This window comes from Paraburkholderia steynii, assembly GCF_900100565.1.
Lineage (GTDB): Bacteria > Pseudomonadota > Gammaproteobacteria > Burkholderiales > Burkholderiaceae > Paraburkholderia > Paraburkholderia terrae.
Genome location: NZ_FNDI01000022.1, coordinates 84,634 through 99,605 on the forward strand (window position 1 = coordinate 84,634; position 14,972 = coordinate 99,605).

Genomic DNA, 14,972 nt, shown 5'->3' on the forward strand with positions numbered 1-14,972 from the left:
CACGTTCCCACACTGATACAGTTCGCAATTTTCGAAGCGAGCATCGATGCTATTAAACTTCGGGAGCCGCTGGCATCGTGAACTTCTGAAACTTGGAAAGGGACTAGCGGCCCTTGACGATCACAGTCGGCATCGCGTCCGATTCGTCGCGACGATGGTGCGTAACGGAACTGCGTTAGTACCATCGCGAGCGGCTCGAAAGTGGGTAATGTAGCAAGGCGCTGACGGACTGCGCCCTGCACTTGGCGGCTTCATCAAGCCGGCCGAACAAGAATCGCTTTCCCTCATACCGACGCTGCCCGCGCTCCTTCAAGAGAGTCACGGGCCGATGGGTGAGGGCGAGCATCTCATGTTTGCCAAGACGCGCTCTTGCATTCGTTATCCGAGGGTTTATACTAATACCCGTCTCCTCCATCTCTCCGTGATATGGATTCGGCCCGCTGACTTGCGGGCCTTTTCTTTTTTGCACGCTGATTCCCGTTAAAAAGTTGAAAGATCGGGCGTTGAAAAACAGTCCAATCCACTCCTCAAGTTTTGTCCTGCGGAGCCGTTAGCGCAGACATGTACAAAGAGATCGCTCGACGGATTGCAAGCGCTGCGCACCACGTTGCAGAGGATCTCGTCCGCGCTCACTTTGATTTGCCGGCTCCCGGTCAGGACCAGTTGTACAACCGCATCTACCTTGGCTTGCTCGAAGACTTCATCGGCCATGGAAACCTGGCTCAACTGCGGGCCGCTTTCGCCCGTCCGTAATACCTCTCCAGAAAAGATGAAACGCCTTGCTGGCCTTTCCGTTGTAGCTCTATTGACAGGGTGCACATCAGTCTCTGAAGTGACGCCGGCTGGCGACGGGCACTACACTTTGACAACGCAGGTGCGTGGCGGGATGACCCCGTGGGGTGAGGTGAAAGCATCAAGCTTGAAACGGGCGGACGACTACTGCAGAAAGTGGGGCATGCAGATGCACCAAATCGATATGCAGACGCACGGTGTCCGTGGCTGGACGCCGCAGGAGGCCGAACTGACATTCGCGCGCCTAGGAAGCCCGCAAGTTTGGGTCTGTTTGGCGCTGACGTACCCGGGCGGTGCAAACCCGGCTCATAGAGTTGTTGATTGGGCTGCCCGTATCGCGTTGCGCGGCGCATCCAGGAATATCAATTCTGACAGGCGCTTGCTCGTGAGCTGCAACAGCGCGCTGAGTGTTGGTGATGTCGTCCAACGTGTAAAAGTTTAGAAGAATGGGCGCGGGGAATAATCATGATTTATCAATGCGGTTCGTGCAGTAAAACGTCATTCGAAATCAACTGTCCGTGGTGCGCATCTGCGCCTACACAGGAAGATGGTCAGCGAGCGCCAGTGCAAAGACAGGTACCTCTCGACCCTTCCTTCTATCCCGAATTTCAGTATCAAACCAAAGGCTTTTTTAAGGATTTGCTTGGAAAAAAGAAAGAGCAAGCCCAGCTTAATGACCTGCTTCGCAGTGTTTTGCAAAAATATTCAGAACTCAAAAAACCGTACTTCGCGAATTTCTTTCATACCATGCGGCATGAGGGATCCGGATCAAACGATGCCTCCTCGCCGGGGCCGCGACTGAACGGTTCCTACTCGAATCGGGAATTGTTCCGTGAAGTATTGATCCGCAAAGGTTTCACGGAACTGGAAGAGCTCCCGCATTTGCTCGACAAACTCTTGTTCACGACAGGATTCAACGCTGCTTACTTGGGGTTCTCCAACGAAATTTCTCGGCATGTTGAAGGGTCGCTGCGTGACGTTTTGCGGTCGTGGATTGGAGAGGCAGGCACGAGCTTCCGGGACGACCTTAGTCTGTTTTTCTATTTTTTATGGAACAACGGTATTCGGCACCCAGAGCTGCAGTATGCGGAGCAGGCCGTTTCAACGTACGGAACTCCGCTGTTGCCCTGGGACACCGTTCAAGCCTGGCTGCGGACCTGTGAACAGATTCACTTCGATATTCTTGTTGAGCGTCTTGCAACCAAGCTGGAGCACTTTGACCCGAACCGGTTCGTTACTATGTATCACGTCGATGCGATGAATGGATATGACTTCGAGAAATTTTTGGCAGAGATCTTCCAGACAGCTGGCTACGACGTCGAGGGAACGAAACTAAGTGGTGATCAAGGCGCCGACCTTTTCGTTAGCAGGTTCGGGAAAAAGATCGTCATTCAAGCGAAAAATTACTCTGGAAGCGTTGGCAACGCCGCTGTCCAGGAAGCTATATCTGCCAAGAGCTTCTACGGCTGCGACGAGGCGATGGTCGTAACGAACTCGCATTTCACGCGGTCAGCGATAGAGCTCGCTGGTGCGGCGGCGGTTCGCCTGGTCGGTCGTCGTGACTTGCAGACCTATCTTGATGACTATAACCAACGGATAATCGAACAATTCCGCACACAAGCGGACAATGTCCAAGATACGAACGCCGCTGCTTTTACGGCAGGATGAGTACGCCTGACACCGCGGGGGCGCGAGGAACAACTCTTGGCGCCGGGCGCCACAGTGTTTGAGGCTCAACATCGCACTCATCCAATGTGCCTACGCTTTGCATCTGCCACGGGTCTTCACGCTTGCTCGAGCGCAAGGGATGAACGCGTTTGTAGGGCTCCCTCGGAGACACGCGGTTGGGAAAATCGCCCCTTCTTGGCTAGCGGTGTGCTGGCTGCACGGCCGCTAGTCGGCTGCCAGCAAACGGATCTTGACTCCAACCCACCTTCAGGCCTGCCTCGGTCGTCGCCGCTTCCGCGCGCGCGACGGCAAAGTGCTCCATTGATTGCCCTGCGCTTATGGCCTGCTTGAGCCATTGAGGCATCTCCCCCTCGCCCGACCAGATTTCTCCGGTCGCACTTCGGTATCGGGCAGCCTTCTGTCTAACCTGGTCCTCCGCAAGCGCGGCTGCAAGGTCATCAAGCTCAATGCCGACTTCTGCCATCCTGCGGCGTAGGTAGGCGACCATACTGTCGCGCTTTCTCTCATCCATGAATTTCCCCGTTTTACGATTCGCCCCTGGCGCTTCTGAATCAGCGCAAGCGCCGTGCCTTGAGAATACCACTCCCGTTTCGGTATTGCTGATATGGTCTTTCGCTCTATGGCCTATTCGCACTGTTATGTGGCATAGTGCCGCCATTACTAACGATAGGGGGAAATATAAAAATGGCAACACTTCAGAAGGTTCAGGCACAAATCGCAAAGCTCCAGGCTCAAGCTGAAGCACTGGTTGTAAAGCAGTCGTCCGGCGTAATCGCGAAGATTCGCGACATCATGGACAAGCATGGTTTGACCACGGCTGACATCGAAGCGCACGTCGGCGGTTCCAAAAAACGTGGTCGAAAGCCGGGTGTTAAGGTCGCCGCCAAATCGGCAGCGTCGGCAGCAAAGTACCGTGACCCGAAGACTGGTGCTACCTGGACTGGGCATGGTCGTGCGCCCGCGTGGATCGCCAACGCAAAGGATCGTAGTAAATTTCTGACAGATGGAGCATCGGAAGCCCCGGTGACTGCTGTGAAGGCGGCCACCAAGGCCGGAAACTATGTTCGTGGGCCGCAGGCACCGAAGTATCGCGATCCGGCAACCGGGGCAACGTGGAGCGGGCGTGGTCGGGTTCCCGCATGGCTAGCCGGCGCCAAAGACCGGACGGCATTCCTGATTGCCGGCGCGGAAGAGGACAACGCAGAATCGAAAGCGGCAAAAAAAGCGCCTGCCAAGAAAGCTGCAGCTAAGAAAGTAGGTGCGAAGAAAGCGGCTGTCAAAAAGGGCACGGCCAAGAAGGTAGCTGCGAAGAAGGGCGCCGCGAAGAAGGTCGCGGCGAAAAAGAACACTGCACCGGCCAAGAAGGCACGTGCGAAGAAAATCGCGACAAAGAAAGTGACGGTGAAGAAGGCGGCCGCGAAGAAGTCGGTCGCGACTCCCGAAGCACTGGCGCAAGCGTCCGCGCCGACAAACACTGCCGCGGCTCAATCGACTGCCGCTTGATTGCTCCGGTAATGGCGAGCAGGGTGCCTTCATCCTGCTCGCATCAAGAGAACTGTGCTCGCCTTGAACCGGACACACTTCGGTAGCGGCAGTCGTGGTCTTCGCGCGTCAGGTTGTGATATTTTCCATCCGCTGTGCGAGCACTGACTCGCGGTACCAGCGAGCTACTGCGGTTCCGATTCGCTCGAACGGCTTTCCGGCGCGCGCGTTTTCTATACATCTCAGGACCTCCAGCGCCGCCTCACCGCATCGTTTGCCGTCCATTTGAGCGAACAGCAACTCTGTCATCTGCCCTTTGCGGCGATATTCGGCGCAAATCCAATCCGTTGCTGACGTCCGGTCGTCAGGGCGCGTATGCCTTGGCAGAGAGCCGAGCATTTCCGCGTTAGCTTCGTCGAAAGCGTTGAGTTCCAGCGCCTTTTCCAACTCATGCATCAGGCTCTTGAAACGGCGCGGGGCTTTGCGCCCACTGGGCTTCCAGTCAGGGAACACGCGCGCCACTGCGTCGACGACACACGTCAGACTGAGGTCTCGCCAGAACCGTGGATGCGGTTCGTAGACCGCTTCTACTGCCATTACCAGGTTTCCCACGTTCAACTGCGACTCGTTGAACTGACAGTCCGTCAGGTAGGCAACGAGTGCATCGACTGTCTTCGAATGAACGCCGTCGAGCGTCCTCACATCAATGCTGGTATCCATCATGGAAATCTCCGCCACCCAAGCCTGAATCAGAGTTTGGCAAGCCCAGCGTGCCGTTTCATCACGGCATCGCGGTATGCTTTCGCAACGATGGTCCCCGTGCGCTCGACGACCACGCCTCGCTTTGCCTCCTCCAGACAGTACAGAACGTCGAGCGCCTTCTCGCCGCAGCGATCGCCGTCCGGTCGTGCGAACTCGAGTTCCGCGGTCAGTCCCTTCCGCTCGAGTTCGGCGGAAATCCACGCGAATGCCGCAGAGGACGTCGTGGGGCGTTCTGCGACAGGCAGCGTCGACAACATTTCCGCATTCGCTTCATCGAATGCGTTAATTCGCAGGATCTTTCCCACCTCTTGGAAAAGCCTGTCTGCGCCTCCGTCCATCATCGCGGGCGCCGTTCGCCAGTTAGGCATGTACCGTGACATCGCATCCTGCAACACCGAGGGGCTGAGGTCTCGCCAGAACGTCGGATTAGGTTGATGGGCGTATTCAAGGGCGAGTGCGAGGTGCATCGACGTCAGATGCGATTCGTCGAAGCGGCAATCGGCCATGTAGGAGAGGAGCGCGTCGACCGTATCGGCGTGAACATCGACTGTGGTCGGAAGTTTGATATCTTGCTTGGTCATATGTCGTTACCTTGGTTAAATTTTCAGGCACGCCGAGCAGTGCTCTGACGAATGCCAGGTTGCAAGCTGTGCATCCGGCGATTAACGGTTGCAGATGCCTGGCTGTGGTATAGCCCGATAGGGAGTGGATGCGAGGCGCGAAATGAGCGCTTATTTCCAGCGAGATTTTTGAAGCCGGAAGAACTCGCTATCAGGCAGGGAGATTTCAGTCACGCGCTTGGCGCGCCGTCGTCTGAGCGAACGTGTCCAACGAGGCGCTACCGTTTCTTCCGCTATCCGCTCGAGCGCGGGGCTCAGGGGAGGGGGCAAATTGAGGCGATGGCATCCGCGGCGGTAGAGAAGCGACGTATCGCTGCGAGCTCGTCGCCGTCGTTGTCACCGTTTTCTGGTCGAGCGTATGCGAGAATACGGCGCGCCCAGGACCATCCTGGTGCCTGAGAACGCGCAGCGGAGGAGGGACTTTGACGGCAAAGCATGTGATTCCGGGACTGGTTGTCATGGGGCTCGCGTCGGCCGCGATGGCTGGCGGGCACTATGTAGAAGTGTGGAATCCACCAGAAGCGCGCGGCGCCGTGGTTGCCGAATTTACTTCGAGGCCTGGAGCAGTTACCCGCAATCTGAAAAAGCGGAAGCGCCCCGGCATCAACATCGCTTCTGCTCACAGTCGACACAAAGCTCCCGTGGCGGCGACTCCATCTGAGCAGCGCGCGTCGGCCGCGGCAGCGCCCACCTTTGACGATATCCCCCGGCAGATAACACCCGAAGGCAATGTGTTGCGCGTGAAAACTAACCAGGTTCCTGCAGGGGTCGTACGCTGATGCAGACAGAGCGTTACAAGGGCTTCGACCTTTGGGGACACGCAATTGAGCAGCAGCGTGACTCTTCCGAGAAGGCGTGCTACGGCGCCAGCGGAACGGTAACGCGCGCGGGGAAGTTGGCTGCGGCGTCAGACATGCTCGATGTGGTCGAGACTGACGAAGCAGCGCAACAGCTGGGGCTCGAATGGGCACGTGCGTGGGTCGATAGCCACGGCTGAATTTGTGGCACGCCTGCGACGACGGTTTGACAACTACCGCTTAACTGCTAGCTAGGTGCTCTGCGGAGCCGCCGAGCGGTAGAACACACTACTGCAAAGGGGTGATGGCGCACCACTTCATCTACAGCTTGCGTTCGTTGTAACGCGAACGCCATGATTCCAAGGCTTCGTTGACGGTGTCCATCGATTTGAGCATCTGGAACTCGGGCGAATTGAATAGGCCTTCGAGCGATTTGATGCAGTCATGGATAGCGGGTGTCATCGTGATGCTCTTGTCAAGAAAAGGCGATGCCGGATTTTCGAGACTGGCTCCTGCGGCAGCGAGAACGTGCTGAAGACGCGAATCGTCGGTGACGAGTGCTTCGGGCGCTGGAAACAATCGGAAGAGTTCCACGAGTGGGTCGTATGCCCAGTTCGCCGACGCAACGCTAAACAGGCGGAAACACAGGCAGCGGCATGCCCGGATATCCACCACGAACAGCAGTTGGGCATCTGCAACGCCAACGATTTTACCGGGCCATCTGGTAACGAACCAGGCACGGCTGCGATCATTCAGTGGCATCGAATCCCACGACCGAGGGCGGCGTTCCATGAGGTGCTCCATAGGCTCGAGGCTTGAGCGAACTCGATTCGACGGCAACCCAGCGCTGTTATTGGGCCGCTCTATCGGGAGGCTCCTTCCCGGCGTCGTTCATTTGCTGAGAGATCCTCGCAGAGACCCCTTTTTCTGATGTGTGACCATAGTAAGCCGGGGCAGCTACGTTGGCCATACCGAGGGATACGATCTGTTGCGAGTAGGCCAAATACCCCATTTAGCGCTATACGGATTTTCGGGGACGGCCGTGCGCGCGCCGGTGATGAGAGCCCCTGCTCGCTGAGGAACGTCGTTGCGAGCAACGAGCCAACGGTAGTAGTTACTAGATGAACCCAAAGTTGGGTGGCATAGCTCTGACACGTGCGCCTTCGCTTGCCAGGATGAGGTCGTCGAGGCAATACACGCGCTTGTTCTGCACTAGCTCGGTCACATCGAGAACACATTCGGCGTTGGGGGGAACGACCTCGAGCACAGCAACCGCGAAATTTCCGAACTCCGTGCAGAGGAGGGTAGGCTGCCGGAGGCTCTGCTGTCAGTAGGACTTCGACCATCCTCTGAGAAGCTGAATTCAGATCGTTCAACGCAGATCCCGGTCAACCCGCGCCGGATGAGCTGTTCCAACGCGCCCAGCCAGTCGTCCAAAGGCGCGGAGCTGATGAGCCCAGCGCGCTTCGGTGAACGCTTGGTGTGAGTGAACCCGGCGCCGCCCCGTATAGGCAGCCCGGATGAGCTGAGCGTTATTTCGATTAGCTCAAACGAGCGCGATTCTTCCGTCCTCGTTCGCAAGTATGAGGTCCTCGAAGCAGTACACGCAGTCGTTCTTCACGAGCTCCGTAACGTCTAGGACGCACTCAGCGTTCGCTGGGATGACCTCTAGCATTGCGACGGCAAGGTGTTCGAGCAGGGAACACGGGAAACCCCACAGATCGTGCCTGGGTCTTAGGTCCCAATGGCACGGATGCTGGTCGGTCAGGATGATGTCCGCCAGCGCCTTCGTATCGAAGGCAGGACCTTTTGGCATAGAAGGACTAGTAAATCCCTTTGCGCGTGTTGCTCCACGCTCAACGACTTCCTTCAGAGCCATTAACCAATCGTCGAGAGTTGTTTCTCGAAGTGCGTCTGCTCGTTCTGGAACATGCTTCCGCGCGGCTTTCGCTTCTTCCCCGTAATAGTCCGACGCACTCGCGTAGAACGTGGGTGCCTTGTCCGCGATCATCGCGCGTCTATAGCGCTCAAATTCGCTTCGGAGCGATGTCATATCTTGGCCATACTTCGCTTCGTCGAGGTATGTGATCGAGCTCACAGGGTCGAGGCAGGGGATAAGACTAAGGCGTCGTCGGAGCTCCTCGGCGGTTACGACATACAGGTAGTCCGTTTCCGGCTCGTCCCATTCCGCACGGTTCTCCGGCAGATCGTCGATGAGAACGTTGCGTTCTCCCTTGGTTCGGTGTCGAATCACTCGATCTTTTCGAGTGAAAAGCCAACGGGAATAGCTTTCTTCCTCCCAACAAACAGGATAGCCATCGAACGTGTAGTAGGCGCGAAAAGTCATTTTTCAGGGTTTATATAGGTTAAGGGGACCGGGGGACACGGGGGGGGGCAGAATCTCCGCCGCCGAGTTGACGATCTTTTTGCCTGACGAATTTCAGGTCTGTTGCGTGAAAGGACACGGTCAAATTTCGTACCTTTCATCACCGGCCGTTTCATCGGCGAATCTGAGATCGTCGAAGCAATAGACGAGCACATGGTCGACGAGGCTCGTGACGTCGAGAATGCATTCGGCCGTGTCCGGCACAACTTCGAGCATCGCGACTGCCATGCAGTCCAAGCTGGCGCAGGGAAATGCGTTCTGTAGATGCTCCGTTTCGATAGGGTAGATCGTCGATCTACTGCACGCCAGGGTATCGATCAGAACGTTGACTTCAGCAGGCCGACCCGGCTCATCGACAAGCTCAGGCGGGTCGGGAAAGCGCTCCATGTGATTGGTGATGTTTTCCTTCAAAGCGAACAGCCAATCGTTAAGCGACGCGCGCCTGCACGCGTCAGCGCGCTCGGCGGAGGTGTACCGGCCTGCGTAGCAACGAACGTCGAAGTAGGACTCTGCGCCCTCTGCGTGGATCTTCTGCAGGGTCCTCAGGTAGTCCAGTTCCAACGCCGTGCGGCCATAGCCTGCTTCTGCTAGGCGTTTTCGCATCACGCCAGCGGAAGTGACATACGAGTATTCCCGGCGGTCCGTCGGCCGGATGGCTCGGTCTTCGCGTTTGAATCGCCATCTGCGGTAACCAAGCCGCGTGGTCTTTAGGCCATAGCCGTTAATCGTGATGAATGCGCTGGGCATGCCCATAATAGATTTGCGTCAGATATTTCGGACCGGGATCCGATATTGAGGTTCGATGAAACGGTATAGGTTCGCTCATCCGTTGAATAAACCTTATCATGGGAATTGGGGAAATTGTGAGGTCGCAGGAATTATTTTACGATTTACCGCTGTTGTTATTAAAATCTCTTAATAAATAAGCGCTGTTTTTTGGCATGTATTGTCTTGACGCCCAGGGCTCTTTTCGCGCTGTCTGGGCAGCTCGAAGAATCGCCTGCTACGGCATAGTGGCGGCGGTCGGTCCGACGTCGGGTGGCCTATGGGGGCGGGGCACCGCCATGCCTGGCCCGATGCCCCTCTGAGCTTGCGCCAGCGACATTCCGCCATCCTGGCTAGCGGCTGCAGAAGAGCGCATGTTGGCCCTGCGAACAGTTCAAATTAAAAAATGGGGACGCAACGTTGGCGAGGGGGAATTTTTTTGTGGTTGAAAATCGCTGATAAAAATAAAGCAGATTTTAAAAATTTGAGTTTGAATTGGAAAGATCCTCGTTTTATCGCTTGTCTCGCCCAAAATTCGAATGATATAAATCAGCCCAGACGTCTGCTGGCTGATATTGAAGCATGCGCGGCAACTTCGCTATCGGGCAACGGCGACAAAAATGTATCTTAAGATTTTCGAATAACTAGTTTATTTACAGGGGTGTTTTCATGAGCGGTCCCGTTTATTTTGTTGCGTGCAAGAACATGAAGAAAGTTGATCGGGAGGCCGTCCTGAGCGATCCGAATTTTGACGAGACAGTGCACGTAGTCACGGAGTCGAATCCGGACTGCCCGACCATCACGGAAGGCATGGAAGAGGGCGCCATGTATCGATTCGACGAGTCCAATTGGTACCGCGTTGCTGACAGATGGTGGGCGTACGTGGACTGGGTGGTCAAGCTTATGAAACTGGTCGGCCTTGATAACCCGCCTGAGCAAGACAGCACAGTCGCGTTCCGCGACATCTTCAGGTACGGCCGCAACGATTCCGGAACGTTTGGTCCTGTTGTGTCGAAGAAGCTCGCTGAAGACTTCGCTCTTTGGGACGAGCGCGCGAGGGCTCTTGGTGACGAGGACTTTTACTACTATTACGGAATGATCCGCCACATGTTCGAGATGGCTGCTGAAGGCGGTGCGTGCTGGCTTCAGTCGTGGTGAATTGTCGACGCATACGCGTGGGAGCAAGGTTAGCCGGGCGTTACGAGTCGCGTTCCGGCTATAGGTGCGGGAATGTACATAGACGGGCGTAGGCTTGTTGGGAAATGTGTCGCGAGGAATCCGTCGGCGCGTGGTGTGTCGGGATGTCGAAAAATAAAAAACTGTTTTCCTTTGAGATCTACTTTCGCGTGTATCTAAAAAACTTCCTGTGTAAGCGTGGAGTTTTTTATCGCGTCACCTTCTTCACCTAACGCTATACCTCATGCCCGATTCGACAAATCGAGCGAGAGGTCCGCGTGTCGCACATGCGCCGCAGACGAAATCGAGGAAGCGAGCAGCCAACTGCTGCTTGCAGAGTAGCTGACTATTACTATTCAAAGGTATGTAATGAGCGTTCTGTATTGGGCTGGCCGAGGGCTGACGAAGTTGCGAGGACTGAAGGATGCCGACGACTATCCTGCCGAAAACGTGCTTTTCGTCGCAAGTGGCGACCCGTTGGTTGGGGACCTTTGGGATGACCAGAATTACTATGCCGCGTACCACTGCGCGGAGGTGAGGTATTTCTCCTTTCGTGACTTGTGGACATGCAACAACTGGATTATTGGGCTTGCCTACTTGGTCGGCGCCACCGAGGCGCTTCTCGATGCAGGTGTTGCTGTTCCTTTCCGAGATTTCTTCATCTGGTCGGACGGAGGGTGGGTAGCTGGTCCCGAAACGTCTGCGAGGCTGGCTGCCGAGTTCGCGGAGTGGGACGAGCGTGCGAAGACGGTCGCGTACGAGGACTTCTACGGAATCTATGTCCGCATGCGCGAGATGTTTGAGTGGTGTGCGTTGGATGGAGCGGTGTGCTGTCGCTCCGTAGGCTAGTCGGACACCGGCCCACGAGGATGATGGCCAACTCAAGCGAGCGCATCAAGGGATGCACTCGCTTCCGACTAGCCGACGGTCTTGGTACACACTTTTTTGCGCAAGTACAAACTTTTTTGTGCAGGTACAGGCTTTTTTGTGCAAGTACAGACTTTTTTGCGCGTTTTCACTATCAAGCGATTCGTAATGAAACGCCACAATGCGCCCATCTTCATGATATATTACATATCAACACACAACAGGCGCTGCCGCTCGCATCATCACCAGCGCCTTAACCGCCTACCGGCTCATAGCCGCAACTGGCAGGAATACTCATCCGTGCGCGCCACGCGCTCAATACAGGTTCCACCATGTTCGATCCGTCGCTGCTTGGCCGCCTGTCCTTCATTCCCGCCGACGCGGCCAAAGCACCATTACCGCCGGGCCGCAACCGACTCGGCATCGCCGATGACCGCGACGCCATCCTGTTCGTCCCGTCCGACCTCGACACGCGCGAGCCCATACCGCTATTCGTGATGTTCCATGGCGCAGGCGGCTTTCCAGAGAAGGTTCTCCCCTTCATCGAAGAGCACGCCGAGCGCGACAAGTTTCTCGTCCTCGCGCCGCATTCGACATACGCAACCTGGGACATCGTAATCGGCGGCAGCGGCCCCGACCTTGAGCGGCTCGATCGAGCGCTCGTCGAGGTCACATCCCGCTACCGGATCGACCATAACCGCCTCGCCTTCGCCGGCTTCTCAGACGGCGCAAGCTACGCGCTGTCGATCGGCATCACGAACGGCGATATCGCGAGTCATGTGATTGCGTTCTCTGGCGGCTTCATGTCGGTCTTCACACAGGAAGGCGCTCCCAAGGTTTTCATCGCGCACGGCCTGGCCGACGAGCAACTGCCTATCGAAACCAGCGGCCGAGCGAACGCAGCCAAGCTGAAAGCCGCGGGCTACGACGTGCAATACATCGAATTCAACGGACTGCATGCGATCCAGCCTGCCATCACAAGCATGGCGATCGAGTTCTTTCTCAGCTAGCTGGCGCGCTGCCGTTACCCGCGTCGCCGTGCCACCCTCAGATACGAGTGCGTCTATGGACTTTGAAATACCCGAATCACTGGTGCATCCGCTGCTTGCAATGATCGAATCGGAATCGCCGCTCGCAAGACAGCTCAATCAGCACGGCGCATGTCACGGCAGCATGGTCGTATCGAGCGCACTGTTCGATTCGAGATCGCTGAATACGCTGTATTCGCTGAGCAAGGCGAACAACGAACGCGCGCTAACGTTCCAGATGCTCGCGCTCGACAACATCTACAATGCGCCGCAAGCGCGCATCATCCCGGGCCTCGATCAACTCGTGCCGGGCCTGGTTGCGTACCTGTCGCGCGATGCGATCGACGGCTGGCTCTACAGCCGCGCGAAGGACGGCACGCTGCTGCCTTGGCTCGTGCGCCGCATGCGCGTGGTCGAGCCCGAGCAGGGCATGCCGTACGTCGTCGTCGACATGCTGGCGAATACGATGCAGTCCGCGAACTCCGAGCGTACCGAGCATCACCTGCGGCACGCCGGCATGACGACGTCGCTGGTGATCAACCGGCACGACATCGTCAACCGCACGATTCCCGAACTGCTCGCCGAGTTCGGCTTTTACAAGGAATGCGCCGAATTCAAGCTTGAATACGAACGGCACGCGCAGCGTTTCCTCGAATTCCAGCCGCGTTTCGGCGCACAGTTCGTGGTGTCGAAAGCCGCGTATACGATCGATGCAAAAGCCGGCGCCGAGTTGATCCGCATTCCCGAAGGCGTGAGCGCAAAGTGCGTGAACGACGAGGAGACGCTGGAGCGCCGCTTCCTGATGACAGCCGACGCCGAGTTCTGGCGCGATGCGAACATCGACAGCGGCTTCGACAAGGTGCCTTTGCATTGCTACGTGTGCCTGTTTCACATGGAATGGCACCGCGATATCTGGGTGCATGTCCAGCATATGGCAGCGTATCGCTATCAGCCGGAACTGCGCGACAAGCTGGTCCTGCCGTCCCATCACCGCGATCTGATCGACATTCTGACGTCGAAGACGAATGTGTTCGTGCAGGACTTCGTGCCGGGCAAATCGGGTGGCACGACGATTCTTTGTCAGGGGGCGCCTGGCTTGGGCAAGACTCTGACCGCGGAGGTCTATTCGGAAGTGGTCGGCAAGCCGTTGTATCGCGTGCATTCGGGGCAGCTTGGGACGACTGCGGCGTCGGTGGGCGCGGCGCTGTCGGGCATCCTGCAGCGCGCGACACGCTGGGACGCGATCCTGCTGCTCGATGAAGCCGACGTCTACATTCGCCGCCGCGACAACGACCTCGAACACAATGCGATCGTCGCCGAGTTCCTGCGCACGCTCGAGTATTTCAACGGCTTGCTGTTCATGACGACCAACCGGATCGACGATGTCGACGACGCCATCCTGTCGCGCTGCATCGCGAAGATTCACTACGCGACGCCGCCAAGAGCCGACGCGGTCCGCTTGTGGAAGCTGCTGGCCGCGCAACTGGGCGCAGACCTCGGCGACGAGCTGATCGAAGCGCTCACCAACGCGTGGCCACAATCGAGCGGACGCGACATCAAGGAACTGTTGAAGCTGACCACGCGCTATTGCCGCGCGAAAGAGATCCCGCTATCGGAAGATGCGTTCAGGATCTGCGCGACGTTTCGCGGGCACGCGTAACGGCGCGTGCTCATGACGTCGTGTCCATCGGATCGTCGGGGGTGTTGTTCGCGGCGTTCGTTTGACGGTTTCTGATGAGTTCGTCGAGCATCGGCTTTCCGTCCATGTTCTGGCGATACCACATGTTCATCATCTGTTGGCCGACCATCGGATCGACGCCTTGGGACGACTTGTGCAAAGTCGCTCCGCGCGCGCTTTCCGAATGAACGTTGGTCTTCGGTAGCGCCACGCCGCCTTTTGCCGGCTCGCCGTGTGCGTTGTACGGCGAGTAGGCGCGCGCCGTCGCATCGAGCAGCGAGTCCATGTTCGCGTGCGCGCTTTTCTCGCCGACGCCGTGCATCTCGCGCAACGACGTAAACGCGCTGTGCGCGGCGGAGTCTCTCGGCTTGTTATGGTTGTCCTTGTCGATCTGGAATTTATCGTTGCTGAACTGCAAGGTCGGCACGTCGGTTTCGCGGACGTTGAACGCGCCGCCGACCGCTGTGGCGCCACGGCCGAGCACCTTCGCCTCGTCAGATTGCGTGCGATTGACGGATGAAATCGACGGAGAGTGATCGCCGGCATTCGGCGCGTCGGTTTTCTTGATCAGATCACCTGGCTTTGCTGCGCCAAGCGCGCCGATGGGTGAGGCCGACGGATCGTGCAGCGTGGTCTCGCCGTGTTTTTCAAGCGACTTGCCTTTCCCGCCCGATGCCTTTGCAATGCCACTTCCGGAAATACCGAACCGGGTCGCTTCCGTATGCCAGTCGGCGGGCGCGTCGTTCTTCTTCTGCTTCGCGGACGGCGGCATGCCGGGCAACGGACTGGAGGCACGACGCTTGACGCCTGCCGTCGACGGCGTCGGTTGGCTTGGACCGGCAGTCGGCGTTGTGGCGATGTGGGACGGCGAACCGCCGTTGACTTTGGGCATGATGAAACGACCTCCCGTGACGATCCGGACATTGAGCG

General features: G+C 57.3%; 18 protein-coding genes. 10 read left to right on the forward strand and 8 right to left on the reverse strand.

What is annotated here, in order from left to right; genetic code table 11:
- Nucleotides 1-480: 480 nt before the first annotated feature.
- Nucleotides 481-711, reverse strand: a complete 231-nt coding sequence (locus BLT65_RS47370; protein ID WP_167306589.1) for a hypothetical protein — start codon at nt 709-711, stop codon at nt 481-483.
- Here BLT65_RS47370 and BLT65_RS47665 point away from each other — a divergent pair.
- Both BLT65_RS47665 and BLT65_RS31865 read left to right on the forward strand, forming a co-directional pair.
- On the forward strand, nt 710-1,234 hold the full coding sequence (locus tag BLT65_RS47665; RefSeq protein ID WP_208545834.1) for a hypothetical protein: 525 nt from the start codon (nt 710-712) through the stop codon (nt 1,232-1,234). The genes BLT65_RS47370 and BLT65_RS47665 overlap by 2 nt on opposite strands.
- Nucleotides 1,235-1,257: 23 nt before the next feature.
- Entirely contained in the window at nt 1,258-2,460 is a 1,203-nt protein-coding gene (locus BLT65_RS31865; protein ID WP_091785496.1) for a restriction endonuclease, read from the forward strand.
- 199 nt (nt 2,461-2,659) lie between these two features.
- Here the strand turns inward: BLT65_RS31865 and BLT65_RS31870 are convergent, their stop codons facing one another.
- On the reverse strand, nt 2,660-2,992 hold the full coding sequence (locus tag BLT65_RS31870; RefSeq protein WP_091785499.1) for an H-NS histone family protein: 333 nt from the start codon (nt 2,990-2,992) through the stop codon (nt 2,660-2,662).
- 173 nt (nt 2,993-3,165) lie between these two features.
- Here BLT65_RS31870 and BLT65_RS31875 point away from each other — a divergent pair, with 173 nt between their 5' ends.
- Complete coding sequence (locus BLT65_RS31875) at nt 3,166-3,984, forward strand: H-NS family nucleoid-associated regulatory protein (RefSeq protein ID WP_091785502.1); 819 nt, start codon at nt 3,166-3,168, stop codon at nt 3,982-3,984.
- Between the two features lie 108 nt (nt 3,985-4,092).
- Here the strand turns inward: BLT65_RS31875 and BLT65_RS31880 are convergent, their stop codons facing one another.
- The gene (locus tag BLT65_RS31880; RefSeq protein ID WP_091785505.1) at nt 4,093-4,686 is read right to left on the reverse strand and encodes a hypothetical protein; all 594 of its coding nucleotides are present in this window, start codon (nt 4,684-4,686) and stop codon (nt 4,093-4,095) included.
- Between the two features lie 26 nt (nt 4,687-4,712).
- The gene (locus tag BLT65_RS47670; RefSeq protein ID WP_091785507.1) at nt 4,713-5,306 is read right to left on the reverse strand and encodes a hypothetical protein; all 594 of its coding nucleotides are present in this window, start codon (nt 5,304-5,306) and stop codon (nt 4,713-4,715) included.
- Between the two features lie 461 nt (nt 5,307-5,767).
- Between BLT65_RS47670 and BLT65_RS31890 the strand changes: the two genes are divergently transcribed.
- Complete coding sequence (locus tag BLT65_RS31890; protein WP_244186790.1) at nt 5,768-6,124, forward strand: hypothetical protein; 357 nt, start codon at nt 5,768-5,770, stop codon at nt 6,122-6,124.
- The gene (locus tag BLT65_RS31895; RefSeq protein WP_091785513.1) at nt 6,124-6,342 is read left to right on the forward strand and encodes a hypothetical protein; all 219 of its coding nucleotides are present in this window, start codon (nt 6,124-6,126) and stop codon (nt 6,340-6,342) included. The genes BLT65_RS31890 and BLT65_RS31895 overlap by 1 nt, the downstream gene beginning before the upstream one ends.
- 121 nt (nt 6,343-6,463) lie before the next feature.
- Here the strand turns inward: BLT65_RS31895 and BLT65_RS31900 are convergent, their stop codons facing one another.
- The 3 genes from BLT65_RS31900 to BLT65_RS31910 form a co-directional block, all read right to left on the reverse strand.
- Entirely contained in the window at nt 6,464-6,934 is a 471-nt protein-coding gene (locus tag BLT65_RS31900) for a hypothetical protein (RefSeq protein ID WP_167306590.1), read from the reverse strand.
- A gap of 754 nt (nt 6,935-7,688) precedes the next feature.
- On the reverse strand, nt 7,689-8,489 hold the full coding sequence (locus BLT65_RS31905; protein ID WP_091785516.1) for a HEPN/Toprim-associated domain-containing protein: 801 nt from the start codon (nt 8,487-8,489) through the stop codon (nt 7,689-7,691).
- A gap of 120 nt (nt 8,490-8,609) precedes the next feature.
- Nucleotides 8,610-9,281 (reverse strand): HEPN/Toprim-associated domain-containing protein, encoded by a 672-nt coding sequence (locus BLT65_RS31910; RefSeq protein WP_091785520.1) that lies wholly within the window; start codon nt 9,279-9,281, stop codon nt 8,610-8,612.
- A 457-nt stretch (nt 9,282-9,738) separates the two neighbouring features.
- Here BLT65_RS31910 and BLT65_RS46710 point away from each other — a divergent pair, with 457 nt between their 5' ends.
- From BLT65_RS46710 to BLT65_RS31930, 5 genes are all read left to right on the forward strand, one after another.
- Nucleotides 9,739-9,924: a hypothetical protein gene (locus BLT65_RS46710; RefSeq protein WP_143036606.1), complete on the forward strand. Its 186-nt coding sequence runs from the start codon at nt 9,739-9,741 to the stop codon at nt 9,922-9,924.
- Nucleotides 9,925-9,962: 38 nt separating this feature from the next.
- Entirely contained in the window at nt 9,963-10,451 is a 489-nt protein-coding gene (locus tag BLT65_RS31915; RefSeq protein ID WP_091785523.1) for a hypothetical protein, read from the forward strand.
- 387 nt (nt 10,452-10,838) lie between these two features.
- The gene (locus tag BLT65_RS31920) at nt 10,839-11,318 is read left to right on the forward strand and encodes a hypothetical protein (RefSeq protein ID WP_091785526.1); all 480 of its coding nucleotides are present in this window, start codon (nt 10,839-10,841) and stop codon (nt 11,316-11,318) included.
- Nucleotides 11,319-11,668: 350 nt separating this feature from the next.
- Nucleotides 11,669-12,346: an alpha/beta hydrolase gene (locus BLT65_RS31925; protein ID WP_091785529.1), complete on the forward strand. Its 678-nt coding sequence runs from the start codon at nt 11,669-11,671 to the stop codon at nt 12,344-12,346.
- A gap of 55 nt (nt 12,347-12,401) precedes the next feature.
- Nucleotides 12,402-14,024 (forward strand): AAA family ATPase, encoded by a 1,623-nt coding sequence (locus BLT65_RS31930; protein WP_091785532.1) that lies wholly within the window; start codon nt 12,402-12,404, stop codon nt 14,022-14,024.
- A gap of 10 nt (nt 14,025-14,034) precedes the next feature.
- Here BLT65_RS31930 and BLT65_RS31935 read toward each other — a convergent pair whose 3' ends face one another.
- The gene (locus BLT65_RS31935; RefSeq protein ID WP_091785717.1) at nt 14,035-14,934 is read right to left on the reverse strand and encodes a hypothetical protein; all 900 of its coding nucleotides are present in this window, start codon (nt 14,932-14,934) and stop codon (nt 14,035-14,037) included.
- Nucleotides 14,935-14,972: the final 38 nt, after the last annotated feature.

Coding starts and splice junctions, on each gene's coding strand:
- BLT65_RS47665 (WP_208545834.1), top strand. CDS start 710: ATGGAAACCTGGCTCAACTGCGGGCCGCTTTCGCCCGTCCGTAATACC.
- BLT65_RS47370 (WP_167306589.1), bottom strand. CDS start 711: ATGGCCGATGAAGTCTTCGAGCAAGCCAAGGTAGATGCGGTTGTACAA.
- BLT65_RS31865 (WP_091785496.1), top strand. CDS start 1,258: ATGATTTATCAATGCGGTTCGTGCAGTAAAACGTCATTCGAAATCAAC.
- BLT65_RS31870 (WP_091785499.1), bottom strand. CDS start 2,992: ATGGATGAGAGAAAGCGCGACAGTATGGTCGCCTACCTACGCCGCAGG.
- BLT65_RS31875 (WP_091785502.1), top strand. CDS start 3,166: ATGGCAACACTTCAGAAGGTTCAGGCACAAATCGCAAAGCTCCAGGCT.
- BLT65_RS31880 (WP_091785505.1), bottom strand. CDS start 4,686: ATGATGGATACCAGCATTGATGTGAGGACGCTCGACGGCGTTCATTCG.
- BLT65_RS47670 (WP_091785507.1), bottom strand. CDS start 5,306: ATGACCAAGCAAGATATCAAACTTCCGACCACAGTCGATGTTCACGCC.
- BLT65_RS31895 (WP_091785513.1), top strand. CDS start 6,124: ATGCAGACAGAGCGTTACAAGGGCTTCGACCTTTGGGGACACGCAATT.
- BLT65_RS31900 (WP_167306590.1), bottom strand. CDS start 6,934: ATGGAACGCCGCCCTCGGTCGTGGGATTCGATGCCACTGAATGATCGC.
- BLT65_RS31905 (WP_091785516.1), bottom strand. CDS start 8,489: ATGACTTTTCGCGCCTACTACACGTTCGATGGCTATCCTGTTTGTTGG.
- BLT65_RS31910 (WP_091785520.1), bottom strand. CDS start 9,281: ATGGGCATGCCCAGCGCATTCATCACGATTAACGGCTATGGCCTAAAG.
- BLT65_RS31915 (WP_091785523.1), top strand. CDS start 9,963: ATGAGCGGTCCCGTTTATTTTGTTGCGTGCAAGAACATGAAGAAAGTT.
- BLT65_RS31920 (WP_091785526.1), top strand. CDS start 10,839: ATGAGCGTTCTGTATTGGGCTGGCCGAGGGCTGACGAAGTTGCGAGGA.
- BLT65_RS31925 (WP_091785529.1), top strand. CDS start 11,669: ATGTTCGATCCGTCGCTGCTTGGCCGCCTGTCCTTCATTCCCGCCGAC.
- BLT65_RS31930 (WP_091785532.1), top strand. CDS start 12,402: ATGGACTTTGAAATACCCGAATCACTGGTGCATCCGCTGCTTGCAATG.
- BLT65_RS31935 (WP_091785717.1), bottom strand. CDS start 14,934: ATGCCCAAAGTCAACGGCGGTTCGCCGTCCCACATCGCCACAACGCCG.